This is a genomic window from Paenibacillus sp. J53TS2 (assembly GCF_018403305.1).
Classification (GTDB): domain Bacteria; phylum Bacillota; class Bacilli; order Paenibacillales; family Paenibacillaceae; genus Fontibacillus; species Fontibacillus rhizolycopersici.
Genome location: NZ_BOSK01000001.1, coordinates 301367 through 325600, shown reverse-complemented (window position 1 = coordinate 325600; position 24234 = coordinate 301367). Strand labels below are relative to the sequence as shown.

25 protein-coding genes are annotated in these 24234 nt (G+C 54.5%); 20 read left to right on the top strand and 5 right to left on the bottom strand.

The genetic code is table 11. The annotated features are described in order from the left end of the window. Positions 1-49: 49 nt before the first annotated feature. From bcbE to KJS42_RS01540, 5 genes are all read left to right on the top strand, one after another. Positions 50-1315, top strand: coding sequence for a bacillibactin exporter BcbE (gene bcbE / locus KJS42_RS01560; protein ID WP_213621756.1), 1266 nt, complete (start codon positions 50-52; stop codon positions 1313-1315). 162 nt (positions 1316-1477) lie between these two features. Next, positions 1478-2164 carry a ribose-5-phosphate isomerase RpiA gene (gene rpiA / locus KJS42_RS01555; RefSeq protein ID WP_213621755.1) on the top strand — a complete coding sequence of 229 codons (687 nt, stop codon included), beginning with the start codon at positions 1478-1480 and terminating at the stop codon, positions 2162-2164. Further along, complete coding sequence (locus KJS42_RS01550; RefSeq protein ID WP_213621754.1) at positions 2149-2583, top strand: GNAT family N-acetyltransferase; 435 nt, start codon at positions 2149-2151, stop codon at positions 2581-2583. Before rpiA ends, KJS42_RS01550 begins: the two co-directional genes overlap by 16 nt. A gap of 172 nt (positions 2584-2755) precedes the next feature. After that, a complete protein-coding gene (locus tag KJS42_RS01545) occupies positions 2756-3205 on the top strand; it encodes a MarR family winged helix-turn-helix transcriptional regulator (protein WP_244868345.1) in 450 nt (149 codons plus the stop codon). Next, the gene (locus tag KJS42_RS01540; RefSeq protein WP_213621753.1) at positions 3202-6363 is read left to right on the top strand and encodes an MMPL family transporter; all 3162 of its coding nucleotides are present in this window, start codon (positions 3202-3204) and stop codon (positions 6361-6363) included. Before KJS42_RS01545 ends, KJS42_RS01540 begins: the two co-directional genes overlap by 4 nt. A 71-nt stretch (positions 6364-6434) precedes the next feature. Here KJS42_RS01540 and KJS42_RS01535 read toward each other — a convergent pair whose 3' ends face one another. Both KJS42_RS01535 and KJS42_RS23055 read right to left on the bottom strand, forming a co-directional pair. After that, a complete protein-coding gene (locus tag KJS42_RS01535) occupies positions 6435-7112 on the bottom strand; it encodes a tetratricopeptide repeat protein (RefSeq protein WP_213621752.1) in 678 nt (225 codons plus the stop codon). A gap of 107 nt (positions 7113-7219) precedes the next feature. Beyond that, positions 7220-7741, bottom strand: coding sequence for a hypothetical protein (locus KJS42_RS23055; RefSeq protein WP_240908769.1), 522 nt, complete (start codon positions 7739-7741; stop codon positions 7220-7222). A gap of 155 nt (positions 7742-7896) precedes the next feature. On the opposite strand from KJS42_RS23055, the gene KJS42_RS01525 reads away from it, so the two are divergent. The 4 genes from KJS42_RS01525 to coaD all read left to right on the top strand — a co-directional run bounded on the left by KJS42_RS01525 (position 7897) and on the right by coaD (position 10589). After that, positions 7897-8604, top strand: a complete 708-nt coding sequence (locus KJS42_RS01525) for a glycoside hydrolase family 73 protein (protein WP_213621751.1) — start codon at positions 7897-7899, stop codon at positions 8602-8604. Between the two features lie 63 nt (positions 8605-8667). After that, positions 8668-9198: a hypothetical protein gene (locus tag KJS42_RS01520; protein WP_213621750.1), complete on the top strand. Its 531-nt coding sequence runs from the start codon at positions 8668-8670 to the stop codon at positions 9196-9198. A 282-nt stretch (positions 9199-9480) separates the two neighbouring features. Next, entirely contained in the window at positions 9481-10080 is a 600-nt protein-coding gene (rsmD, locus tag KJS42_RS01515) for a 16S rRNA (guanine(966)-N(2))-methyltransferase RsmD (protein WP_213621749.1), read from the top strand. Then, positions 10077-10589, top strand: coding sequence for a pantetheine-phosphate adenylyltransferase (gene coaD, locus KJS42_RS01510; RefSeq protein WP_155607381.1), 513 nt, complete (start codon positions 10077-10079; stop codon positions 10587-10589). The genes rsmD and coaD overlap by 4 nt, the downstream gene beginning before the upstream one ends. A 10-nt stretch (positions 10590-10599) precedes the next feature. Here coaD and KJS42_RS01505 read toward each other — a convergent pair whose 3' ends face one another. Further along, positions 10600-11817, bottom strand: a complete 1218-nt coding sequence (locus KJS42_RS01505; protein ID WP_244868344.1) for a nucleoside recognition domain-containing protein — start codon at positions 11815-11817, stop codon at positions 10600-10602. Between the two features lie 183 nt (positions 11818-12000). On the opposite strand from KJS42_RS01505, the gene KJS42_RS01500 reads away from it, so the two are divergent. Continuing rightward, on the top strand, positions 12001-13029 hold the full coding sequence (locus KJS42_RS01500) for a SepM family pheromone-processing serine protease (protein WP_213621748.1): 1029 nt from the start codon (positions 12001-12003) through the stop codon (positions 13027-13029). On the opposite strand, the gene KJS42_RS01495 is transcribed toward KJS42_RS01500, so the two are convergent. Continuing rightward, positions 13006-14271, bottom strand: coding sequence for a nucleotidyltransferase (locus KJS42_RS01495; protein WP_213621747.1), 1266 nt, complete (start codon positions 14269-14271; stop codon positions 13006-13008). The genes KJS42_RS01500 and KJS42_RS01495 overlap by 24 nt on opposite strands. A gap of 184 nt (positions 14272-14455) precedes the next feature. Between KJS42_RS01495 and KJS42_RS01490 the strand changes: the two genes are divergently transcribed. From KJS42_RS01490 to rnc, 10 genes are all read left to right on the top strand, one after another. Then, positions 14456-14995, top strand: a complete 540-nt coding sequence (locus KJS42_RS01490; protein ID WP_213621746.1) for a YceD family protein — start codon at positions 14456-14458, stop codon at positions 14993-14995. 40 nt (positions 14996-15035) lie between these two features. Next, the gene (gene rpmF / locus KJS42_RS01485) at positions 15036-15209 is read left to right on the top strand and encodes a 50S ribosomal protein L32 (RefSeq protein WP_009222962.1); all 174 of its coding nucleotides are present in this window, start codon (positions 15036-15038) and stop codon (positions 15207-15209) included. 246 nt (positions 15210-15455) lie between these two features. Further along, positions 15456-16052, top strand: a complete 597-nt coding sequence (fapR, locus tag KJS42_RS01480) for a transcription factor FapR (RefSeq protein WP_193415186.1) — start codon at positions 15456-15458, stop codon at positions 16050-16052. Beyond that, positions 16036-17022: a phosphate acyltransferase PlsX gene (plsX, locus tag KJS42_RS01475; RefSeq protein WP_155607376.1), complete on the top strand. Its 987-nt coding sequence runs from the start codon at positions 16036-16038 to the stop codon at positions 17020-17022. Before fapR ends, plsX begins: the two co-directional genes overlap by 17 nt. 9 nt (positions 17023-17031) lie before the next feature. Further along, positions 17032-18021: a beta-ketoacyl-ACP synthase III gene (locus KJS42_RS01470; protein ID WP_193415187.1), complete on the top strand. Its 990-nt coding sequence runs from the start codon at positions 17032-17034 to the stop codon at positions 18019-18021. A 78-nt stretch (positions 18022-18099) separates the two neighbouring features. Beyond that, the gene (fabD, locus tag KJS42_RS01465) at positions 18100-19035 is read left to right on the top strand and encodes an ACP S-malonyltransferase (protein WP_213621745.1); all 936 of its coding nucleotides are present in this window, start codon (positions 18100-18102) and stop codon (positions 19033-19035) included. A gap of 139 nt (positions 19036-19174) precedes the next feature. Next, on the top strand, positions 19175-19924 hold the full coding sequence (fabG, locus tag KJS42_RS01460; protein WP_155607374.1) for a 3-oxoacyl-ACP reductase FabG: 750 nt from the start codon (positions 19175-19177) through the stop codon (positions 19922-19924). 69 nt (positions 19925-19993) lie between these two features. Continuing rightward, positions 19994-20227, top strand: coding sequence for an acyl carrier protein (gene acpP, locus KJS42_RS01455; RefSeq protein ID WP_018750834.1), 234 nt, complete (start codon positions 19994-19996; stop codon positions 20225-20227). A 127-nt stretch (positions 20228-20354) separates the two neighbouring features. Then, positions 20355-21593: a beta-ketoacyl-ACP synthase II gene (gene fabF, locus KJS42_RS01450; RefSeq protein WP_213621744.1), complete on the top strand. Its 1239-nt coding sequence runs from the start codon at positions 20355-20357 to the stop codon at positions 21591-21593. A 13-nt stretch (positions 21594-21606) separates the two neighbouring features. Continuing rightward, on the top strand, positions 21607-22311 hold the full coding sequence (gene rnc, locus KJS42_RS01445; RefSeq protein ID WP_193415189.1) for a ribonuclease III: 705 nt from the start codon (positions 21607-21609) through the stop codon (positions 22309-22311). Between the two features lie 354 nt (positions 22312-22665). Here rnc and KJS42_RS01440 read toward each other — a convergent pair whose 3' ends face one another. Then, positions 22666-24078 (bottom strand): serine hydrolase domain-containing protein, encoded by a 1413-nt coding sequence (locus tag KJS42_RS01440; RefSeq protein ID WP_213621743.1) that lies wholly within the window; start codon positions 24076-24078, stop codon positions 22666-22668. Between the last annotated feature and the right edge of the window lie 156 nt (positions 24079-24234).

The following is a 24234-nucleotide window of genomic DNA, read 5'->3' as shown; positions in this document are numbered from 1 at the left end:
AACCGGGTCTGTTTTAAACTTCTTTCGTGAAGGGTGGCCTGATGGTTAGATGGTCGGCAAACGTGGCGATTTGATTGCATTGGCATCCATACCGCTTATTATGACGCTGGGGAACTCCATGCTGATTCCGATTTTACCCCAAATTGCCCGCGAGCTTCACGTTACCTCCTTTCAAGTAAGCATGCTTATCACCGTATATGCCGTTGTAGCCATCTTGCTGATTCCGATAGCCGGCTATCTCTCCGATAAATTCGGCCGTAAAGCAATCATCGTACCCAGCCTGATTATCGCCGGAATCGGAGGCTGCGTATCGGGGGTAGCGGATTGGTTCGCGGATGGGCTAGCTGTGTATTGGCTGATACTGGGGGGGCGTTTCCTTCAGGGCATCGGTGCGGCCGGCGCCTTTCCAATCGTGTTGCCGCTTGTCGGCGACCTGTTTGAAAGCGAAGAAGAAGTCAGCCACAATCTGGGTGTGATTGAAACTTCCAACACATTCGGTAAAGTATTGAGCCCCATTTTAGGCGCCCTGCTTGGCGCTTGGATTTGGTACGCGCCGCTTTTGTCCATTCCGGCACTCTGCCTCATTTCGGTACTGCTTGTGCTCTTTCTGGTGCATGAACCCAAGAAACGGGAGCAAGCCAAACCGTTGCGTGAGTTCGTTTCCGCCGTCAAAGAGGTCTTAAAGCAGAAGGGACGCTGGTTGTATGCCATATTTTCAATTGGCTGTATCTCCATGTTTCTGCTGTTTGGCGTCCTGTTTTATCTCTCCGAGCAATTGGAGACGAAGCACGGTCTGAACGGAGTGATCAAGGGACTGGTGCTGGCGATTCCACTGGCAGCTTTATGTCTAGCCTCCTTTATTACTGGAAAAAAGATAGGCAAAGACAAAAAGCTGATGAAATGGTCCGGCGTTGCCGGGTTGATTTTGTCCACAGGCGCTTTGTTCGGTATCGGTTTTTTCAGTAATATCTATTTTGTAATCGCTTGTCTGATCGTCTGCGGATCCGGCATCGGCATCGTACTGCCCAGCTCGGATGCCTTGATCACCGAGGGAATCGATAAGGAGATGCGCGGTACGATTACTTCGTTATACAGCAGCATGCGGTTTATTGGCGTATCTGCGGGACCGCCCGTGATGTCGCTGCTGATGAAGGCCGGTCATATGACGATGTTCTTCGTCATCGCTGGCGTATCGTTGGTGGCGGTCATACTGCTCTTGACCCTGGTCAAACCGGAATCAGGGCGCGGTGGGGCAATCAAGCCGAAGGAGCCCCGGAGACGTCCCAAAGTGGCGAGACCCTTGCATCAAGGCTGAGCAGAACCCGACTCTCGCACCTTCGCGGCAGCGGTCCCTTCAGGGGCACGCTGCTGTTCTATTGTCCGGGCTTTTTTGGTATGATAGGAGCTGAGTGTCGCTGGACAGATGAGTAGCTCAGCGGATAAAGGAACGAATCGTCATGATTTTGGAGGGGTAGACATGAATGCCAAACAGGCGGCGGGTTACCGCGCAGCAGAATGGGTCAAGGACGGAATGACAGTAGGCCTCGGTACGGGGTCAACCGCTTATTATGCGATTGAGAAAATCGGCGAGAGGGTAAGGAACGGTTTGCGGATCCGTGCGATTGCAACCTCCAATGCTTCGGAAGAGCTTGCCAAGAAATATCAGATTCCACTGATTCAAGCAGGGGATGTGGACAGGCTGGATCTGGCGATTGACGGGGCCGATGAGGTTGATCCGCAGATGGCCTTGATTAAAGGCGGCGGCGGAGCTTTGCTTCGGGAGAAGCTGGTAGCCATCAATAGCGATCGATTTATCGTTATAGCCGACCAGGGGAAGATGGTATCTAACCTAGGGCGTTTCAAGCTGCCGATCGAGTTGGTCCCTTTTTGCTATGAATGGACGCTGCGGGAGCTGAAGAGTCGCTATGACGTGCCGTTCGAATTGAGGATGCAAGGAGATCAGCTGTACGTCACCGATAACGGGAACTACATCGTGGATGCGGCTTTTGGCCAAATCGCCGACCCCGCCCGCTTGAGCGAGGAGTTGAAAGCGATGACGGGAATAGTCGAGCATGGATTGTTTGTCGGAATCGCACAAACGGTCGTGATCGGGTATGAAGACGGTCGTACGGAAATTAAGGAGGCTCCATGTTTAAACCCATAAACGCGAGGGTCGACGAACCGGCGATTCGGGAGTTGTTGGAATGCGCGGTCGTGTTCGATCCGGATGCGCCGGAAACGGCGGCCCGTTTGTACCGGGAAGGCGATACCTATAAGCTATACGGTTATGAAGAAGAAGGCGGGATTGCCGGCATCATCGGATTTCGCGTAAACGCTTCTGGAACGCTAGAAATCGAGCATCTCGCCGTCCATCCGGAACAGCGGATGAAAGGATTTGGACGTGCCTTAGTTCTGCTTGCCCTTACGGAAGCCGGGCCGGAGCGGATGGAGGCCGTTACCGATGAAGCAGGGGCGGATTTTTTTCGCAGCATCGGATTTCAGATTACCGGCTTTCAAGATGAAACATCCGGGGAAGAACGATTTCGTTGCTTTTATGAAGTGGACGAAGACGACGAGGAATAGACTCGAAAGGCTGCGGGGTTATACCCTGTAGCCTTTCTTTATTGCGGGGACAATTCAATCCAAAAGATATTTGACTTTCGGTGGGCAATCGCCTATAGTTTCATTGTCGAACTATTTTACTATAGAACTAACAGGACGAGTTTCTTGTTCCAAGACAGGGGGGATTCGGGAGGTGAATCTGGAGTCGAAGCAGCTGATCGAGCGTTATATGGCGGCTTATTTCGAGGTTACCAAACGACTAAACGGGCAAATCCGCGATATTATTCAAGAGGATATCACCATGGAGCAATTTCAAATTTTGAAGTATATCGCCCCCCGTGGCAGGTGCACCTCAACGGAACTGGCTGATACGTTTGCCGTCGGAAAAAGTTCCATCACCGCGATGATCACGCGGATGGTCGATAAAGGTTTTTTGCACCGGACTCGGGATGAAGAGGATCGGCGTGTCGTTTACTTGACCATGACGGAGCAGGGAAGACGCAATTACGACGTTGTTCAGGAGCAAATCATGAACACGGTCTCGACGTATCTAGTCCATTTCGATGCGGATGAGGTGGAAGGGTTTATCAGCGCTTTTGAGAAATTAGCCAGACTGATCGGCGAAGGGAGTACAGGGAAATGAGATTCATACTGAAGGCAAGATGGTGGATCTTGCTGCTGTGGATCGCTTTAGCGGCCACATTGATGTTAACGGCACCTCCCATGGGGGATTTGGTGCGGGAGAATGGGGAAATTACCGTTCCGGAGGGGTATTCCTCTTCCGAAGCCTCCGCTATTTTGAAGGAAGTGGCCGAGATGAAAGGCGGAGCGAAAGAGACACAAATCGCCCTTGTTTTTCATGACAAACAAGGCATCGACGATGCCGACCAGAAAGAGATTGAACAAGGAATTACTACACTGCGTGACCATATGGAGGACATCGGCATCGCTTCGATTACCGATCCGTTTGGCACGCCGGAAGCGAAGGATAAGCTGATTTCGAAGGACGGAAATACAGTGTTGACCTCCTTGTCAGTGCTCGACGAGCAGCGTCCGCTCAAGGAGATCGAACAGGATATTCACCAAAGCCTGGATTCAGTCAAGGTGGAGCATTATCTGACCGGGCAAAAGCAGATCAACGAGGATATGGTGGTCAGCTCGGAGCAGGGCTTGAAGAAATCGGAATATTTTACGGTCATCTTTATTCTCTTGATCCTATTCGTGGTCTTCCGTTCGATGGTAGCGCCGTTCATTCCGCTGCTAACCGTCGGACTGAGTTATCTGGTGTCGCAATCCATCGTCGCGTTTCTGGTGGATTCGGTCAATTTCCCGATTTCGACGTATACGCAGATCTTTATGGTCGCGGTCATGTTCGGGATTGGGACCGACTATTGTATTCTGCTGATCAGCCGCTTTAAGGAAGAGCTGCAGCATACGGACGACAAATGGGAAGCGATTATCCAGACGTACCGCAAGGCGGGGAAAACGGTGTTCTTCTCCGGACTGGCGGTCTTGGTCGGCTTCTCGACGATCGGCTTATCGCAATTTATGCTGTACCGCTCGGCGGTCGCTGTCGCTGTCGGCATTGCGGTCATGCTCTTGGCTTTGGTAACTGTAGTTCCTTTCTTCATGGCAGTGCTGGGGACGAAACTGTTCTGGCCGGTGCGTGGTTCGCTGGAGCATAAGGAAAATCGATTCTGGGGCGCGATTGGAAGTTTCTCCTTGAAACGTCCATGGGCGGCGTTATTGATCGTTGCGGCAGTGACGGTGCCGTTTCTGATTTCCTATAGCGGCAACGTTTCCTTCAACAGCATGGAGGAAATCGGCGATGAATACGAATCGGTCAAGGCCTACAACATTATCTCCGAGAGCTTCGAGCCTGGCGAGTCGTTGCCGTCCACTATCGTCATCAAAAATGACGAACGTATGGATAATGCAGAGTATATGGCGTTATCCGAAAAGATCAGCCGTGAGGTGGAGAAGACGGACGGGGTGGCAAGCATTCGCGGCATGAGCCGTCCGACGGGCGAGGTCCTCAAGGATTTCGCTCTGAGTAATCAGGTGAAGACGGTTGGTGAAGGGCTAGGTGAAGGCGGAGAAGGCTTAGGAAAAATCCAAAACGGATTGTCCGATGCTAGTCAGGCGCTGTCCGAAAACGCACCAAAGCTCAAGGAAGCCGCGGATAGCACCGGCAAGCTGGTAGACGGTACCGCCAAGCTGAAGGACGGGATTTCTCAGCTTTCCGGCGGTTTAACCGCGATCGAGAAAGGGATCCGTGAGGGTTCTGTTGGTGCAGGCGAGCTGAAGCAGGGGCTGCAGCAGGCGCAAAAAAGCGCCGAGGACCTGGCGAACGCCCATGAGCAATTGCTTGGATCGTATCAGCAATTGGCTCAAGGCGTCTCCGGCCTGAGCGGTGGTCTCACACAGATCCGTGAACCTTTGGGCGCGGCCTCGCAGGGGTTAACCGCATTGACCGCGCGGTTCGCAAGCCTGGAGGGCAAGTTCCCTGAATTGGCCGCGGATCAAGATTATTTAACGATTCGCGGTACGGTTACTGAAACCGGCAAAGGCTTAGGCCAATTGACTGCCGGATTGCAGCAAGCGGAACAACAGCTCGGGCAAGTGGCTGCTGGACTGAACCAAGCCAACCAAGGATATGCTCAAGCGGCGGCCGGTGGGAAACAGTTAGCCGGCGGTCTGAACCAGATCGTCGCCGGTTTGGCGAAGCTGCAATCGGGCCTCGTACAGGCGGCTGACGGGCAAGGAAAGATCGTGGGTCAATTGCCGGAGGTCGAATCGGGCTTGGCGCAAATTCAAAACGGGCAAGAACAGATTCAAACCGGGTTCAGCCAGTTCTCCGGTCAAATCACGCAATTAACCGATGGTTTGGACCAGAGCGTAGACGGGTTGGAGCAGGTGTCCGGCGGTTTAAACACCGCAAAGGATTACCTGACGGAGGTAGGCAGCACAGATAATGGGCTGGATGGCTGGTACGTTCCGCAGCAAGCGCTTGAGAACGAACAGATCACTCAGGTGTTTGATACGTACCTGTCCGAAGACCGCAAAGTCATGAAACTGGAAGTGGTCTTCTCCAGCAATCCTTACGGTCGGGAAGCCATCGACCGGATCGGTGAGGTAGAATCCGCCGTACAGACCGCAGTCAAAGGGACGCAGCTGGAAAACGCCAAAGTTGCGATCGGCGGCGTATCCAGTACGTTTAATGACCTCAAAAACATTTCGGGCAATGACTATACACGCACGGTGATCCTGATGCTGGCCGGGATCTTCATTATCCTGGTGCTGCTGCTTCGTTCGCTGGTCATGCCGGTATACATTATCCTGTCGTTGGTGTTGACGTTCTACGCTTCGATCGGATTTACGGAATGGGTCTTCGTTGACATCTTCGGTTACTCGGGCGTAAGCTGGGCGACACCGTTCTTCGGGTTCGTCATGCTGGTCGCGTTGGGCGTCGACTACAGTATCTTCCTGATGGACCGCTTTAACGAAAATAAGGAGTGGAACGTCGGCGATGCGATTCTGCATTCGATGCGCAACATGGGAACGGTCATTTTGTCCGCTGCGATTATTCTTGGCGGCACGATGGCTTCGATGTATCCGTCCGGCGTCATGTCGATGCTGCAAATCGCCACGCTTGTGCTTTCCGGTTTGGCTTTGTACTCGGTGATCGTCCTGCCGTTCCTGATCCCGGTCATGGTGAAGATGTTCGGGCAAGGCAACTGGTGGCCGTTCCATCGCCGTATCGGCAAGAACTCCGAACAAGGAAACAGCGTAAATCTGTAAATTGCATATCAAAAAACGCCGGCTTCTTCTCCAACAGGAGAGAAGCCGGCGTTCTTTGTGTTTAACAGATTTTAACCCAACGTCCCTCGCTTGAGGTAGCTGCGTAGCGCCCATCTCCGCTCTTGACGTTTCTTATATTTCGGCAAGGAGCGATAGATCGCGATCGATTCGTCAAAAGCCTGCTTGGCCTCCTCTTTGCTGCCCAACAATTGATAAAGGCTGCCCAGCAAATAATAAGCTTCGCTGGAAGAGGATTGGATCTCGCCGAAACGGGCAGCGTATTGCAGGGCTTTCTGCGGGTCGCGCTCACGGAAGGCGGAAGCTAACCGCAGATAAGGTTGTCCGTACTTGACGCGTTCGTTCAAGCTTAAGGCGTGCAACATATGGGCCTCGCCTTCCTCGATCCGTCCGAGTCCCAGACAGGCCGTCCCTAGATCGTCCCAAAACTCCGCCGACGTCTCGGAAGCCTCCTTAGCCTCCTCCAGTAGCCGATGGGCCTCGGCATACTTCTTGCGCTCCAGCAGCAGCCGAGCAAGCTCGCGTTTGGCGGAAACGTCGAAAGGGCTTGCGGCCAGTTGCTGGCGAAGCCGTGAAATGCTGCGGCCGCGTTTCAATGGCTTGCTCAGGCTCGGGAATAAACCAACATAACGCCGATCGATGAAGTAAACGATGAAAAGCAAGACAATAATGGCGAGAAAAGGATTGCCCAGCAGCCATGATAAGAACAGAAACAGGAATACCTTACTCATTCAAATCCTCCACCCATGACATCATAATTTCCAATTATATCACAATGTAAGGAGGACGAGGGAACAAGAGAACAGCCGCCCTGGAGGCGGCCGTGTAATGATGCTTGTTATTGGAAGCTTCGCATTGAACTTGCGGAGCCAAGCGAACCTGTGGCTTGTGAGCTCATCGAGCTCATAGCGCCTGTGGAGCCGGAGCCGATAGGGCTATACGATCCCGGGCTTGGCGAGCTTGGAATGTGGGTGTTCATGGCCGATCCAAAGCTTCCGATGCTGCCACCGCTGTAGCTGCTTTGACCAATGCCTTGGGTGCTATAGGAGGTTTGTCCGACGTTAGGCTGAGTATAGCTGGTTCCGATTCCGGACATCGAGTTCACGCTATGTTCCAGTTGCCCGGCAATTTGCGCTACACGTTGGAACTGCTGCATTGCGGTTTGATGCCCGTGCAGGGCGGTTTGAATCGTTTGAACCGCTCTGCGCTCGCGCTGAGCTAGTTCCTCCAGCTGCATCGCGTTTTGCTGCTCCTGCTGCAGCATTTGTTGGTACATCATTGTAGCTTGGCGGGTTTGCTGTTCCAATTGGCGCATCGTTTGTTCAATTTCACGGACTTGTTGACTGACATTGTTGTACATAAGATGAAAAACCTCCTCAAGATAGGTTAGGTTGTGAAACCATGGTTAGGGTACCCTCCGGACTTTCGGCTATGCATCTTTCGGATGATGAGAAGGTAAAGGTCCAATCCCTCGTCCGAACGGGTTCATAAACTATAGGTGGAGGTGATAAGCGAATGGACAAAAACGAGTTTATCGAGAAAATCGCTCCGCTTGCCGTCGCCAGCGCGGAGGAAAGCGGCATTCCGGCCTCGCTGACGATTGCCCAGGCGGCTTTGGAATCGAACTTTGGAGCCAGTCGATTAGCCACCGAAGCTCATAATCTGTTTGGTATTAAGGGCAGCGGTCCGGGAGGGAGCTTGATTCTGCCCACAACCGAATACCGAGGTGGAAGAGCGGTAACGGTAAACGCGGCTTTTCGTAAGTACCCGTCCTGGGCGGAATCCATTGCGGACCACGCCCGATTATTATCGGCTAAACGGTATACCGGGGTGCTTCGAAAGATTGGGGCTGAAGCGGCGCGGGCAGTTGCCGCAGCGGGATACGCCTCAGACCCGCAGTATGCGAACAAACTGATCCGTTTCATGGATTCCTATAACTTGACTCAATATGATGAAGCGAAAGGAGATGAACCGATGACGGCGGAGGAGAGGAAGCAATTTGACGCGCTTCAGGAAACGGTTCTTGCCCAGGCGAAACAGATCGCCGATCTGGAGAAATGGACTCGTCCAGGCATTCCTGCTTGGGCTAAGGAGGCGGTGAATGCGGCCGTGAATTACAGCAAGGAGGAGCCGTTGCTGCAAAACCCGGAGCAGGGCAGCGTTGACTTCTACCGGATCATCACCGTGATGCACCGTCGGGGGTTGTTCGATAAGAAGAGTTAGTGAGCTGGATTTGGGGGCGCGGCATACCCCATTCTGTTGTTTTCAAGCGGCTGCGGTGGTACGATGGGTTGGAAGATTAAGGGACTGCGTCAAGGAGGGATTTCGATTCGGAAGAGTTTATGGATTCCTGCGACTGCCGGGCTAGCACTGCTGGCGGCGATGTATACGTGGTGGTATATCGAAAACGTATCTCCGGTTAAAATGACGAAAACCCTTGAGGGAGTGGCTTGGTTGGAGGAAGACCCGACGTACAGCCCGCCGATTCAAATTTCTCTGGACGGTTACTATGACCAGGGAGACGATCTATTTAGAGGTACCATACGGATCAACGGACAGGTATATCCCGATTGCTATCTTGCAAGTGGTTTCCTGGTTAGTCGTTATGAGGGGGAAACCCTGATTCGTCTCGGGCAGATCTATTACGATGAAGGGATGGGTCGCCTCGTCTGGCTTATGCCGCAATCCGATCTTCCACCTGAGCTTACAAACCCGCAATACTCCGAAGCAGAAGTACTTCTGGCAGCGCCCGCCACGTCCGGAGAAGAAGCGCTGGAACTTCTAGCGAAACTAAAAAAAGGACAAAAGCCCTCGTAGAAATAACAGCTACAAGGGCTTTTGTCCGGGCATCCCTTGCGGGACGCCCATCATGGGAGAGGAGAAACCGGACGAAGAGCTTATGGGGAAACGTAAGTCTTCTCCGCGGTTGTCTACGACATTTGGTGATGTCGATAATCTAAGTTTGTCCGGGACGTGGGGTTTTATACCTCAGGTGCGCAAAATTTCGTATGATTTTTTTCGTTTTTCAATCCCAGGCGGATTATGGTACGATATCGACAGGAATTTTCCAGGCATAATAAAGGTGTGTGAACAAACCCAATGAGAGTGATTTCGGGCACTGCCCGGGGCAGAGCGTTAAAGGCCGTTCCCGGCATGGGGACAAGGCCGACGACGGACAAAGTCAAAGAAGCGATATTCAGCATGATTGGGCCCTATTTTGACGGGGGACTAGCGTTAGACTTGTTTGCGGGTACCGGAGGTCTCGGGATCGAAGCCCTAAGCCGCGGCATGGACAAGGCTGTTTTCATCGATAAAGACTTCAAGAGCTTGGAGACGGTCCGTCAAAACCTGAAGACAACTGGATTCGAAGCGATAGCCGAAGTGTACAAAAACGATGCCGAGAGGGCGCTTAAAGCCCTGGCGAAACGAGATGTGGTGTTCGATCTGGTGTTCCTGGATCCGCCTTACCGCATGAAGAATGGGGATGCGCTGATGGAGCAAATGGACGAGCTGCAGGTGCTCGCACCGCAGGCAACGATCGTGCTCGAATACGAATCGTCGTATGCTTATCCTGAGCGGTTTGGGCATTTTAACCAGATACGCAAAGCGGAATACGGAGAAACGGCCGTTTCCATTTATACCTACGATTCCGAGACGGACGCGGTTCAAACCGACGATCAAGGAGGAGCAACAACATGAACGAACAGCGGCAACCGCGGGTAGCGGTTTATCCAGGCAGCTTTGATCCCGTGACGAAAGGGCATATGGATATTATCCAACGGGCCTCGCGCCAGTTTGATCGGCTGATTGTGGCGGTGTTGAACAATTTGAGCAAGAAGCCGTTATTTACGGTCGAGGAGCGGAAAGAACTGCTCACACAGGTTACCGGCCATTTGCCGAACGTGGAAATCGACAGCTTTCGGGATCTGCTGGTTAATTACATGGATTATAAAAAGGCCCATGTCATCGTCCGGGGCATCCGCTCCGTTACCGATTTTGAATATGAACTGCAGTTGGCGTCTACCAATCATAAGTTGAACAGTGAAGTCGAGACGATCTTTATGATGACGCATCCGAAATATTCCTATTTAAGCTCCAGTGTCGTTAAAGAGATCGCTAGCTTCCATGGGGATGTCAGCGATCTCGTTCCGCCAGAGGTGGAGAGGGCGATGCGTGAGAAGTTCAAGGAGAAGCTAGGGCCAAGTTAGGAGCCTGATCTTAGGTCTCGTCTTGACGCCGCCATAGAAGCGCGATGGACAACAATCCAAACGTGAGCAAAGTCAGCATCCATAGCTGCCATTCCATCACCCCGAACGCTTGCTGCCAGTTAGGCAGGGCGGCCGGGGTGTCGCTTCCTGAGGGAACCCTTTCGCTGCCGCCAAAAACCGGGAGCACACCTGGGACCCAGCGCGTGAACGGTTTCCATAGCAGCAAGGTAAGGACATAAGCATAGGCCGCATGCAGAAGGCGATTCAGTAGAAACGTTCGCTCGCCGATGCCAGCCGGTCCAAGGATGGCTCGCACCTGCAAATAAGCGCACAAACCGCTCCACCCAAGCGCCGCTCCTAGCAGGGAAGCGAGAAGGGCCGGGGGAAGAGACGGGGCCAATCCGGAAATCGAATAGGAACCCAAATGGACCTCCAGTGCACCCTTTACGGCAACCGCAAATGCTTGGTCGGGGAGTGCCAACAGAATAACGTGGATGACGACTGCGAAAATAAGCATATATCCTCCGGTGATCATCAGCGTCTGGACGCCGGAGGCTACCGAGTCGCCAAGCAGCTTGCCAAAGCTGCGGCCGTCCTCGCGGCGAGCCTCCTCCATGTGGCGTAGGGCCAAGCGCAGTAAGGGAACGCGCGGCTTGGCTGCAGAGTGTGCTTCCGTAGGCGCAGTGGACGCGGAGCGGTCCGGAAACACCAAATGCAGCGTAAGGCCCGCAGCCAGACCCGCAGCCCAGTGCACTGCCAACAGGAGCAGACCGAATTCGGGCCTGCCTACGAAGCCTGCGCCGATCACCACGACGAGCAGCATCGGGCTGCAAAAATGGGCTGCAGCCGCGAGCCGCTCGGCTTCCCTCGCGGTCACCTTGCCTTGCTTATGCAGCGTGACGGCCGCTTCGGCCGCGGCGGGGAAGCCAGCGGTCATCCCAAGCGGCAGCACCCAGCCGAAAGATCCGGGCAGTCCCAGGACACGGCGGGTGAAAGGGTCGAGCAGCGTGCCCAATCCGTGGGCGAACCCGGCGGCTAGCAGCATTTGCGAGAGAACGACAAACGGCAGCAGGGCCGGAAAGACGATCCGCCACCAGATCGCCAAGCCATCGCCGGAAGCTTTAAACGCTTCTCCGGGGGCATAAACGACGCAAATAACGACTAAAACGGCCAAAAATCCGGTCAACAACGTAGACAACGGGCTGGTGGCCAAACGTCGGAAATTCATATGTATAGATTCACCTTCTTTGTCATTAGATAAAGACCGATAGCAAATCAGCGCATAGTACATGCTATGCATCAACCGCTAAGGACAGACTACCCCGTTTCATGGAGCGAAGCCTCGCATAAAGACGAATGCGGACGGAAGACAAGGTTCTTCCGCCGCTGTACAGGAAGGGAGGAGAACCGAATGCGGCAATCCAGAGCCAAAGCGATCAAATCGGGGCTGTACGTCCTAACGATCGCGGTGATCGTATATGTCGTCGTGTACATGTCAACCCCGTACATGATCAATCAACCGGGGACGGCGGAGGAAATCAAACCGATGGTCTCGATTAAGTCGGGGGATTCGGAGGAAAAAGGGACGTTTATGCTGACGACTGTTTCGGTCAGCTACGCCAATGTGTGGATGCTGGCGACTGCGCGCTTCAACAAGCATGCCGAAATCGTCCGCAAGGAACCGGACCGAAATGATGAGGAGTACGAAACTCAGCAGCGCTATTATATGAGCAGCTCACAGTCGAACGCGATCTTGGCCGCTTACAACAAGGCAGGCGTTAAATACGACGTCGTCTCGGAGTACGTATTTATCGTCGGCTTATCTAAGGAAAGCCAGCCGAAAGGGGATTTCCATCCCGGGGACATCATTCGGAAAGTGAACGGTCAGCCGGTGAAGCAATTTGAGGATCTCGGCGCCTTGCTGCAAGACGATCAGCCCGGGGATCAGGTGAAACTCCAGCTGGAGCGTGGAGGCAAATCCCTGGATCAGCAGGTGGAACTCGTGGAGATCAAAGCGGCCGACGGAGGACGTAAAGCCGGATTGGGCGTGACGGTAGGTGAGCTCCGCAAGGTACAGGCGGCCGATCAAGCCAAGGAAGTGCAGTTTGCAGACACGCGGATCGGCGGTCCCTCCGCGGGTCTGATGTTCACGCTTGAGATTTACAATCAGCTGACTCCAGGCGATTTGAGTCATGGCTACCGGGTGGCCGGCACCGGAACGATTGCCGAAGACGGGACGGTTGGGGCCATCGGCGGAGTCCAGTTCAAAATCGTGGCTTCGGACCGGGAGAAGGCGGAAATATTTTTCGTGCCGGAGGCAAACTATAAAGACGCCAAAGCGAAAGCGGAGGAAATCGGCTCGAAGATGAAGCTGGTACCGGTGAAAAAGCTGGACGACGCCCTGAATTATTTAGCTTCATTGGAGCCGAAGGCTTCCTAATCCAGGGCAATCCGCCTCTATACGTAGAGGTGCCTGGCGATATTCGCGCAGCAGCTCGTCCATCTGGCGCTGCGGCATCGCGTTGGCATAGGCGGCAGCCGCCCGGATGTCAAGGGTCAACTGTGGGTGATCGAGCTCGGCGGCTCTTGTGATGATCGGCAGCCGTGCCGTTTGCTTCATCCGCTTTAGCAACTGTTGTCCGGCTTCGCTGAAGCCAAGCACTCGCAGATAACCCGGGCCTTGAGCGAGCGCCTCGGGTGCCAACAGCTCGCGGGAATGCTGCAGGAGAATATGCAAAAGCATGCGCTGCAGCTTCGTATGGGTATAGCGTTTGGTTTTAAGCTGCGTAAGCAGCTCGGCAACCGTTGGCTGGGATAGGCGGGGCAGCGTTTTTTTGATCCGGTACTCCAGCCCTTCCGTCACCTCGTGAAGGGCGGCAAGCTGCTCCGGCGCGGCCAGGAGCAGCTGGTGGAAGAGCGGCGCGGCCAAGCTCTCCCACGTCACGGGCCCGCGGCTCGCCGCGAACTCGCGGGCGAGGATCTCCGCCGTGTACGGCGGGAGATACGGCGCGGCTGCGGCGAGGCCGCCGCCGGCGATCAGCCGCCGCACGGCGGTGGCGCTGGCGATGTTCGCGTCCTTCGGCGCGACATCGCCGTGCCCTGCGGCCCGGCGCCCGACGGTGGCCGGCGCGATGCCGCTGCCCAGCCGCCGCAGCGCGATCAGGTAGTGCAGTCCCAAACTGTTGTTGGGCTGCTCCAATAGCGATCGCGCTGCGGCGGCATCGCCGCCGAGCGTGCGCGCGGCCGCGGCGGCGTAGGCCGCGGGGTAGCTCGCCCCGGTGGCGAGCTCCTCCGCGATGGCCGCCTGCAGCGCCTGCGGCTCGGCGGCCAGCCGCTCGGCCAGCGGCCGCAGCGCCGTAAGCGCGCCGGCTTCGCTGCCGAAGCATAGATGCGTCGTGACCCCCGTCGCATCCAATAAGGCCACTGCGCCGTATGCGAACCACTCGGCCGGCTGGGCCGCATAAGCGACCGGCAGCTCCAGCACGACGTCGACTCCGAGGCGGAGAGCCATCTCCGCCCGTGCCCACTTGTCGACGAGTGCCGGCTCGCCGCGCTGCAGGAAATCGCCGCTCATCACGGCGATCACCGCGTCGGCGCCGGTAAGCCGCTTGGCTTCAGCGAAATGATGGGCGTGACCGTTATGCAGCGGATTATATTCGACAATGATACCAACGATATTCAAAGGGTTCTACTCCTTATTTTCCAGGGATTTGGGTGGATTCTTCACCTATGAATATACCATGAAAAGATAGCGGAGCTAAAAGGATGGAGCCGTCAGCGGCATTTTCACCGAAAGAACAGCTTTATTGTTGACAAAACTTACTTAAAATCGGTATAATAATTTTTGTTTGTTTGGAGTGATGCTGATGTTTATTAATTTGCGTCAGGTGACCTCGTCCGAAGCTCCGGTGAAGATTCATCAGACTTTGGACGTAAGCCGTGTTGTCAAAGGTCGCAGGGATATTCTCGCGATGAGTCCGCTGCAAGTCGATTTGCAGGCGGAACCCGCTGGCGGAGACGTAGTCGATGTCAAGGGCAGGCTGACGGCGGAGCTCGATATGACTTGTTCTCGGTGCTTGAAGCCGCTGAAGCAGGTCGTACAAGCGGAGTTTGCAGAAAGCTTCAAACAAGGCGAGGCTCCTGAGACGGACATGCAGACGCAGGAAGAAGACGAAGACTTGCAATATGTCGCCGACGACAAAGTCGATTTGGTGCCGTATGTGGAAGAAACGCTGTTGCTTCATCTTCCGTATGCTGCTTTGTGCCAGGAATCCTGCAAAGGGCTTTGCCCGAATTGCGGGACCGTTCTGAACGAACAGGAATGCGGCTGCAATACGGACGTGATCGATCCGCGGCTCGCAGCGCTCGGCGATTTTTTCAAAAATAAGCAAGTAAACAAGGAATAAAGCCCCGGTTAGGGTTGACTTGAATAAGGAGGTGGGAACCATGGCAGTACCTCAACGGAGAACGTCCAAAACGCGCCGCGACAAACGCCGCACGCATTTCAAATTGGCTGTGCCGGGCATGGTAAAATGTGAACAATGCGGAGAATTGAAGCTTGCTCACCACGTATGCAAAGTTTGCGGAACATACAAATCGAGAGAAATTATTGGCCAATAAGCTTTAGGCACTCAACTCAAAGTAGTACTTCATTTCGGTGAGGTGCTATTTTTTTTGCCTTCTGTGGTCTCGCTTCACGCAAGGTTTATGGCAATTTCGCTTTTCTTTTGGGTCGGGATGCTTTATACTACATTTTAGTACCAGGTTCTAAAGAACTTCGCCAAATTTTACATATATGAATCGTTGATCTATAGATAACTCATAATGGTTTGGTTAATCATCAGGGGGGAGATACCCATCGAACGTTTGCCAAAGCGGGCGAGGCAGCAGCAACTCGTCCAAATGATAGAAACGAATCCGTTTATTACGGACCAAGAGCTCACCCGTCAGCTGAAGGTCAGCATCCAGACGATCCGGCTTGACCGGATGGAGCTGGGCATCCCCGAACTCCGGGAACGGATGAAGCTGATGGCCGAACGGTCGTACGATCAGGTTCGTTCCTTGCCGCTGCATGAAGTCATCGGGGAAATCGTCGATCTGCAATTGGACAAGAGCGGGATCTCCATCTTTGAAATCCGCGAGGAGCACGTGTTCTCCCGGACGGGAATCGCCCGGGGACATCATGTGTTTGCGCAGGCCAATTCTTTGGCCGTGGCCGTAATTAACGATGAAATCGCTTTGACGTTCTCTGCGGATATCCGGTTTGTTCGATCGGTTCATCTGGGGGAGAAATGCATTGCGAAAGCTTACGTAAGGCCAAGTTCCGGCCACAAAGGCAAAGCTAAGGTCGAGGTGTTTACCTACGTAGGCGAAGAAATGGTATTCCAGGGGAATTTCGTCATCTACCGGTCCACCGGAGACGACAATCCAGAAGGAGGAAGTCAGCATGAGAATCGCCATTGATGCCATGGGCGGGGACCACGCGCCGAAAAGCACGGTCGAAGGCGCGTTGGCCGCAGCCAAGGAATGGGGCGACACTGAAATCATTCTGGTCGGCGACGAGCAGGTGCTTGCGCCGATGCTGCAAGACGCTCCGGCGAATTTGCGGATACAACACGCTTCCGAGGTGATCGATGCGGAGGATGAGCCGGTTAAAGCCGTACGCCGCAAAAAGGACGCGTCCATGGTCGTAGCCGGGCGGCTCGTTCGCGAAGGGGAAGCCGAGGCGATGATCTCCGCCGGGAACACCGGGGCACTGATGACAACGGGCTTGCTGGTGGTCGGACGGATGGAAGGAATCGAACGGCCGGCGTTGGCGCCGATGATTCCGACGGTCGACGAACGCGGAGTGCTGGCGCTTGATCTAGGCGCTAATATGGATGCCAAGCCGGAGCATCTTGCGCAATATGCGTTAATGGGCAGCATTTACCGGGAAAAGGTTCACGGAATCGCCAAGCCACGAGTGGGGTTGCTTAATGTCGGCACGGAAGCGATGAAGGGAAATGAGCTGACCAAAGCGGCTTATCCGCTCCTTGAGGCATTGCCGATTCATTTCGTCGGAAACGTGGAGGCACGGGATATCTTGACCGGCGCTTGCGATGTACTCGTGTGCGACGGCTTTGCCGGTAACATCTTGCTGAAATCGCTGGAAGGTACGGCGGGCACAATGTTTTCGATTCTAAAAAAGGAATTTTCGAAATCTCTGAAGAACAAGCTGGCCGCGGCTGTACTGATGCCGTCGCTGCGCGGTTTGAAGAAGACGCTGGATTATAAAGAACATGGCGGCGCCCCCCTTCTTGGCCTTAGCGGTCTGGTCGTAAAAGGACACGGGTCCTCGGACGGCGGCGCGATCAAGAATGCCGTTCGCCAAGCGCGGACAGCGTTGCAAAGCCAACTGACGGAGAGCATAGCACGGGAAATCAGCGGGAAGTGAGTGACGAGAGTGAATAATTTACGTTCGGTAGGGATTATCGGTACCGGGAAATACGTGCCGGAGAAAGTGTTGACGAATGCCGATTTGGAGAAAATAGTGGATACGAACGACGAGTGGATCGTTTCTCGTACGGGGATCAAAGAACGGCATATTGCCGCGCCGGAGCAAGCAACCTCCGATCTGGCTTATGAAGCGGCTGTTCGTGCCTTGAAGTCCGCTGGCCTTACGGCGGATGAGCTGGATCTGATTATTGTAGCCACCGTAACGCCGGATTCGGCGTTTCCGTCGACGGCTTGCATTTTGCAGGATAAGCTTGGCGCGAAAAAAGCAGCAGCCTTCGATTTGTCCGCCGCCTGCTCGGGGTTCGTGTATGGAATGGCGACGGCGAATGGGTTTATCCAGACGGGGATGTACCGGAACGCGCTGGTGATTGGAGCGGATACGCTATCCCGGATCACGGATTATTCGGACCGGAACACCTGCGTTTTGTTCGGGGATGGAGCTGGGGCCGTCATTATTGGAGAAGTATCGGAGGGCCGTGGATTCTTGTCCTTCGATCTGGGCGCGGAAGGCGCCGGCGGCGAATTGCTGAAACTGGAGGCGGGCGGTTCACGTTTGCCAGCGTCGGAAGCTACCGTAGCCGACCGAAAGCATTATATCTACATGAACGGGCGTGAAGTATTCAAGTTTGCCGTTCGCGTGATGGGCTCGGCAACCGAGGAAGTGCTCCGCAAAGCCGGGAAGAGCAAAGAAGACATCGACCTGTTTGTCCCTCATCAGGCGAACATCCGTATTATCCAATCGGCCATGCAACGCTTAAACCTGCCGGAGGATAAATGCGTCATCAACGTGGATAAATACGCGAATACATCGGCAGCTTCTATTCCGCTGGCACTGGTGGAAGCGGCGGAGGATGGCCGGATGAAGGAAGGCGACACCATCCTGCTGGTTGGCTTCGGGGGTGGATTAACCTGGGGAGCGTCTGTGCTGGTGTGGTAAGACACATCTTCAACGGGTTGCCACTCGCGACCGTTTGTAAGCGATAAACCTGATTTTTTTCGATAGGGAGTGCACAGGATGGGCAAAATCGCTTTTGTTTTTCCGGGACAGGGTTCCCAAAGCGTAGGAATGGGCAAGGATATATATGATGCATTGCCAGCTGCTCGGGCTCGTTTCGAAAAGGCTGATGAGCAGCTTGGTTTTTCGCTCAGCGGCTTGATCTTCGAAGGGCCAGACACCGAGCTGAAGCAAACGGCCAATACACAACCGGCTCTGTTGACGACCAGCGTCGCGCTGTACGAGGCGTTTACGGCGAAGGGCTTCAAACCGGACTATGTCGCCGGCCACAGCTTAGGCGAGTACAGCGCCCTGACGGCCGCTGGCGTGCTTAGCTTCGAGGATGCTGTCAAGCTCGTACGGGCTCGCGGTGAATACATGGAACAAGCCGTGCCGGGCGGACAAGGTGCAATGGCTGCGGTGCTCGGCGGCGAACGCGAAGCGCTCGCACAGCTGTGTGAAGACATAACCGCTGGCGGCGCTCTGGTAGAGCTGGCTAATGTCAATTGCCCGGGACAGATCGTTGTTTCGGGAAGCCAAGAAGGGGTTAACCTTGTGGTTGAACGAGTGAAGGAGATCGGCGCCAAGCGGGCGATTCTGCTCGAAGTGAGCGGACCGTTCCATTCCTCTCTCATGAAGACGGCAGCCGAGCGGCTGGGCGATCGGTTGTCCGCTGCCTCTTTCCGAGACGCTGAGGTTCCGGTCGTGGCAAATGTAACGGCTCGGCCGGTGCAAAATGGGGCGGAGATCAAGGACTTGCTGGTGCGCCAGGTTTATTCTCCCGTCCTATGGGAGGATAGCGTGGGCTGGCTTCTCTCACAGGGAGTGGATACTTTCGTGGAGATCGGCCCCGGCAGCGTCTTGACGGGATTGATTAAGAAAATCGATAAATCCGTACGGCTCTTTAATGTCAGCAGCTTGGAGAGTTTGGAACAGACGGCTGCAGCCCTGAATTAATATTGGCCGAGAGGGCCTGGATTTACCTTCGCCGCAAAGGTGCCGTTTGGGCTCAAGGAATGGCGATGAGATTTTGTTACCGCAAGACGGAGTTTTGATTTGGATGCGTCTCATAAACAAGGCGAAAGGAGATGAACCGATGAGCAAACCTCTTCAAGGCAAAACCGCTTTGGTGACGGGGGCCTCCCGCGGGATCGGCCGCAGTATTGCGCTGGCTTTGGCCGAGGCAGGAGCCGACGTCGTCGTGAACTATGCGGGGAATGAAGAAGCCGCCGCCCGCGTCGTTTCCGAAATCGAGGCGCTGGGTGTGAAATCTTACGCTGCCAAAGCGCATGTAGGCAACAGTGAGCAATTCGAGGGAATGGTGAAGTCCGTACTCGAAGCGTGGGGCCGGATCGATATTCTGGTGAATAACGCAGGAATTACAAGAGATAATTTAATTATGCGTATGAAGGAAGAAGAGTTTGATCAAGTCATCGAGACGAACCTGAAGGGCGTATTTAACGGGATCAAAGCCGTGACCCGTCCGATGATGAAGCAACGCTCGGGACGGATTATCAACATTTCTTCGGTGGTTGGCGTGCTCGGCAACGCGGGTCAGGCGAACTACGTCGCCGCTAAGGCCGGAGTCATTGGTCTGACAAAAGCATCGGCCCGTGAATTGGCTTCGCGCGGAATCACCGTGAACTGCGTCGCTCCCGGATTTATCGAAACCGATATGACGGGGGAGCTTCCGGAGGAATATCGCCAGAAATTGCTGGGGGACATCCCGTTGGCCCGTTTGGGACAGCCGGAGGAAATCGCAAGCGCGGTACTATTCCTCGCCTCGGACAGCGCGGCCTATATGACCGGACAGACGCTGCACGTGGACGGCGGAATGTATATGTAAATCGCGCCTTTCGCTTCTATGGCATTTTAACTTCAAATCTCTTATAATACCAAAGAGGAGGTGAACCGGATGTCCGATGTATTAGATCGCGTAAAACGCATTGTGGTCGATCGCCTCGGCGCTGATGAAGCCGAAGTGACGCTAGAAGCGTCTTTCAAAGACGACTTGGGTGCGGATTCGCTTGACGTAGTTGAATTAGTGATGGAATTGGAAGATGAATTCGATCTGGAAATTTCCGACGAAGATGCAGAGAAGATTACGACTGTAGGTGAAGTTGTAAACTACATACAATCTCATACCTAATTGTCATCCCAAAGTCCCGTACCTCCTACATAGCAGGCGGGACTTCTCCTCATCTTTACCCTCTATAAGCATTCGTGCTTAAGTCCAAGAATGATGTACACATGAAGTCCATACGAGGTGAGTGTGTTTGAAGCATAGAGTAGTAGTTACGGGAATGGGGGTCGTGACGGCGCTTGGCCATGACCTTGATACGCTGTGGAATAACCTGATTCAGGGGAAATCCGGTGTATCGAGAGTCGAAGCGTTCGACGTCAGTGATTACCCTACGCAAATAGCCGCTTCCGTGAAGGATTTTAATCCTGAGGATTATGTTGATCGTAAGGAAGCGCGGAAAATGGACCGCTTCGTCCAATTTGCAGCCGCTGCGGCGGTTAACGCAATGAAGGACAGCGGACTCAATATCGCCGAGCAGGCCGACCCGGAGCGGGTAGGCGTCATGATCGGTTCGGGGATCGGTGGTCTCGGAACTTGGGAAGACCAGCACAATATCTTGCTGGAGAAAGGTCCGAAACGCGTCAGCCCATTTTTTATTCCTATGATGATTGCCAATATGGCCTCAGGCCATGTATCCATCTTGTTCGGGGCAAAGGGCCCGAACACGACGGCGGTGACTGCGTGCGCGACCGGAACTCATTCCATTGGCGATTCGTACAAGCTCATCCAGCGGGGTGATGCCGATGTGATGATTTGCGGCGGCGCGGAAGCAACGATCCGTCCGACCGGCATGGCGGGATTTTGCTCGATGCGGGCGATGTCGACTCGCAACGATGAACCGGAAAAAGCCAGCCGGCCGTTTGATATGGAACGCGACGGCTTCGTCATGGGCGAAGGCGCCGGCGTACTGATCTTGGAATCGCTGGAGCATGCGCTGAAGCGCGGTTCCAAAATTTACGGTGAAATTATTGGCTACGGTTTGAGCGGGGATGCCCATCATATGACGGAGCCAGACCCTAACGGTCCGGAGCGTTGCATGAAGATGGCGATCCGCGATGCCGGCATCGCGCCGGAGGAAGTGGATTATATCAACGCCCACGGTACTTCGACACCGGTGGGGGACCGCTCAGAGACGATTGCGATCAAGCGTGCGCTTGGCGACCATGCCTATAAGGTGGCCATCAGCTCGACGAAATCGATGACCGGCCATTTGCTTGGGGCTGCAGGCGGCGTAGAAGGCGTCATTTGCGGGCTTACGCTGGGGCATGGCGTCATTCCGCCGACGATCAATTTGGAGCATCCGGACCCGGAATGCGATCTGGATTACGTTCCGAACGAAGCCAGACGAGCGGACGTGCGTGTAGCGATGTCCAATTCGTTTGGATTCGGTGGACATAACGCCACGATCATTATGAAGAAATACGAAGCGTAAGGGGTTAAGTCTGGTGAATGGAGATCTGAAGCAGTTACAGAATAAACTTGAACTGGCATTCCAAAATCGGCAGCTTCTGAAACAAGCCTTCACCCATGCGTCATACGTGAACGAGCATCGCTTCAGTCAATATGAGGATAACGAGCGCCTGGAATTTCTGGGTGACGCCGTTCTCGAGTTAACCGTTTCGGAGCATTTATATCGGTTATTTCCGGATCGTCCTGAAGGCGAGTTAACCAAGCTGCGCGCTGCCATCGTCTGCGAGCCGTCGCTCGTCAAATTTGCCGAAAGTTTGGAATTTGGGCAATACGTCCTGCTGGGCAAAGGCGAGGAGCTCACGGGAGGACGGACCCGTCCGGCGCTGCTTGCGGACGTATTTGAATCCTTTATCGGTGCTTTATACCTGGACCAGGGCCTGGAAGCCGTCACTGCGTTTCTTCATCGCCACGTATTTCCTAAATTGACCCTGGACGGCAAGCTGGCAACCAGCGACTTCAAGACGGAGTTGCAGGAGCTGACGCAGCATCACGGCATGGGCGCGTTGGAATACCGGATCGTTGAAGAACGGGGACCGGCGCATGAACGCGAATTCGTTGCGGAGGTTTGCATGGAAGGTCGTTCGCTTGGTCAGGGAACGGGAAGATCTAAGAAGGAAGCCGAGCAACAGGCGGCTGCCGTGGCGTTGGATCTGCTCAAGGACGCTCAGCCTGAGGGTTAATCATGTAGTCATAGCTCAAATAAGAAGGTCGTCCCCAAGGTCTTGCTGACCTTGCGGGACGACCTTTTTTTTGAAAGAGGGGATTCCTGCGGGCTCTAACGCTGATCCGCGTTGCTAGTGATCCATTTATTCAGGATAGCAATCTGTAACGCTGAGGGGAAAGCTTATCCGCAAGTTTTTTACCCGAAAAGGGGTTATTGGGTGTCCATAAGCTTGCTAGCCAGCGTTAACTACAAAACACCGTTCTTTTTGACTCAATAAGCATCCTGGCAAGCGTTAGCGGAAAATCGCCGCAGATTAATTCAATTCAACTTAACTCAACAATTCATACCTTAGGGCAATCTAGTTCTTCCACTAAGGCAATCGCTTGCGGATTTCCGTCATATGGGTCAGTGTGTCCATGCCAGAGTGATTGCCAAGCAAGATGATGGTGTACCCGCCGCCAAGTTCCCGGGACATCCCGGTGGCGTAACCGGTGCCGCTGCCATTGTGAAAGACACGCGTAATTCCGTTTTCCTGGCGGATCATCCAGCCATACCCGTAGTTTTTTTCTGAATACGGGGTAAACATTTGCGCGATGGACGCTTGGCGGAGCACTTGCTCCGTTTCGAATGAGGCGATCCAGGTCAGCATGTCGTCGACAGTAGAATACAGCGTGCCGGTGCCGGATTGGGAGAGATAAGGGCCAGCTGGTGCCCACAGCTGATCTCCAGCGCTGACGTATCCTTGGATGACCGGCACGGAGGGCTTCGCTTCCCCGGTATCGGACAGGCCCAGAGGCTCCCAAATGTTTTGGTTCAGATAGTCCCCGTAACGCATCCCTGACGCTTTCTCGATGATCCCAGCCAACAAGACGTAACCGCTGTTGCTGTATATAAACTTGCTGTTCGGTTCAACACGCAATGGTTTGGCCCGGATGGCCTCAATCGTTTCCTGCAAGGATAGGCCCGGTTCTCGCGGAAAGTTGGGGTTGATGCCGGATAGGTGCGACAACAAGAGGTGAATGGTAATCCGGTCTCCGGAAGGAAAATCGGGATAGTACGATGCCAACGTGTCGTCCAAGCGGAGTCGTCCTTCTTCCACCAGCTTCATCACAGCCGCCGCCGTAAACGATTTGGTTAGGGAAGCGATTCGCGATTTGCGGTCAGCGCGAACGAGATGGTTCTCGCCGTCATGTCCGTAACCTTTGCGCAGCAGGATCCGATCTCCTTTGGCAATCAGAGCGATGCCGGAATACCGCTGAGCGATGAAATAGCGGTCGGCCACCTCCGCCTCGGGAGAGGTGATCGACGCAGGGTCCGGTGTCAAGTTAACGTGCATCGTTCCATCCGTTGTAACGACACCGACGTCTGTCTTTAATACCTCAGCTAAAGCGCGCAGCGGTACGAGGGTAGCGCCACCGCGAGTGATCGATATGCCGCCCGTCCGGAGGGGATCCCCGTTGACGGTGAACAGATTCGTGCCGGAGCGGTGCAAGATCGTGTCTCCGTGAGCTCGCAACTCGGCAGCGTGCTTGGCGGAATTCCACTTCACTTCTGCGCCCAGGCGCTCGGCTGCTTCGCGCAGCGGTACAAAGGTTACGCCGCGATGGATCAGCGGCGAAGTCGTCCAGGCCATTTCCTGCCCGTCGAGGGTCACTTTCGCGGAGGCCAGCACTTGCGTCTGCTGGGCGGCAGCCAACGGCAGTGCTGGCGAGAGCAGGGATCCGAGGCCAAGGCATAAGAAGAAGAGCAGTCCGGGCAGGCGAGAATGTTTCTTCGTGCTCATCAAGGGCGCTCCTTTTACCGATATAAGAGTTTGGATTTTCTATCACACTAGCAAAAAAGAAATCGAATTTCAAGCGAGCAAAGGATGCGTCATCCCGGGCTTCTGCACGAGACGGATTGCCTGTCCGCCGGAGCTTTGGGTATGTTACAATAGTCG

Excerpts from the sequence above, each read along its gene's own strand:
- bcbE (WP_213621756.1), top strand. The coding sequence starts at position 50 with ATGGTCGGCAAACGTGGCGATTTGATTGCATTGGCATCCATACCGCTT.
- rpiA (WP_213621755.1), top strand. The coding sequence starts at position 1,478 with ATGAATGCCAAACAGGCGGCGGGTTACCGCGCAGCAGAATGGGTCAAG.
- KJS42_RS01550 (WP_213621754.1), top strand. The coding sequence starts at position 2,149 with ATGTTTAAACCCATAAACGCGAGGGTCGACGAACCGGCGATTCGGGAG.
- KJS42_RS01540 (WP_213621753.1), top strand. The coding sequence starts at position 3,202 with ATGAGATTCATACTGAAGGCAAGATGGTGGATCTTGCTGCTGTGGATC.
- KJS42_RS01535 (WP_213621752.1), bottom strand. The coding sequence starts at position 7,112 with ATGAGTAAGGTATTCCTGTTTCTGTTCTTATCATGGCTGCTGGGCAAT.
- KJS42_RS23055 (WP_240908769.1), bottom strand. The coding sequence starts at position 7,741 with ATGTACAACAATGTCAGTCAACAAGTCCGTGAAATTGAACAAACGATG.
- KJS42_RS01525 (WP_213621751.1), top strand. The coding sequence starts at position 7,897 with ATGGACAAAAACGAGTTTATCGAGAAAATCGCTCCGCTTGCCGTCGCC.
- KJS42_RS01520 (WP_213621750.1), top strand. The coding sequence starts at position 8,668 with ATGGGTTGGAAGATTAAGGGACTGCGTCAAGGAGGGATTTCGATTCGG.
- rsmD (WP_213621749.1), top strand. The coding sequence starts at position 9,481 with ATGAGAGTGATTTCGGGCACTGCCCGGGGCAGAGCGTTAAAGGCCGTT.
- coaD (WP_155607381.1), top strand. The coding sequence starts at position 10,077 with ATGAACGAACAGCGGCAACCGCGGGTAGCGGTTTATCCAGGCAGCTTT.
- KJS42_RS01505 (WP_244868344.1), bottom strand. The coding sequence starts at position 11,817 with ATGAATTTCCGACGTTTGGCCACCAGCCCGTTGTCTACGTTGTTGACC.
- KJS42_RS01500 (WP_213621748.1), top strand. The coding sequence starts at position 12,001 with ATGCGGCAATCCAGAGCCAAAGCGATCAAATCGGGGCTGTACGTCCTA.
- KJS42_RS01490 (WP_213621746.1), top strand. The coding sequence starts at position 14,456 with ATGTTTATTAATTTGCGTCAGGTGACCTCGTCCGAAGCTCCGGTGAAG.
- rpmF (WP_009222962.1), top strand. The coding sequence starts at position 15,036 with ATGGCAGTACCTCAACGGAGAACGTCCAAAACGCGCCGCGACAAACGC.
- plsX (WP_155607376.1), top strand. The coding sequence starts at position 16,036 with ATGAGAATCGCCATTGATGCCATGGGCGGGGACCACGCGCCGAAAAGC.
- fabD (WP_213621745.1), top strand. The coding sequence starts at position 18,100 with ATGGGCAAAATCGCTTTTGTTTTTCCGGGACAGGGTTCCCAAAGCGTA.
- fabG (WP_155607374.1), top strand. The coding sequence starts at position 19,175 with ATGAGCAAACCTCTTCAAGGCAAAACCGCTTTGGTGACGGGGGCCTCC.
- acpP (WP_018750834.1), top strand. The coding sequence starts at position 19,994 with ATGTCCGATGTATTAGATCGCGTAAAACGCATTGTGGTCGATCGCCTC.
- KJS42_RS01440 (WP_213621743.1), bottom strand. The coding sequence starts at position 24,078 with ATGAGCACGAAGAAACATTCTCGCCTGCCCGGACTGCTCTTCTTCTTA.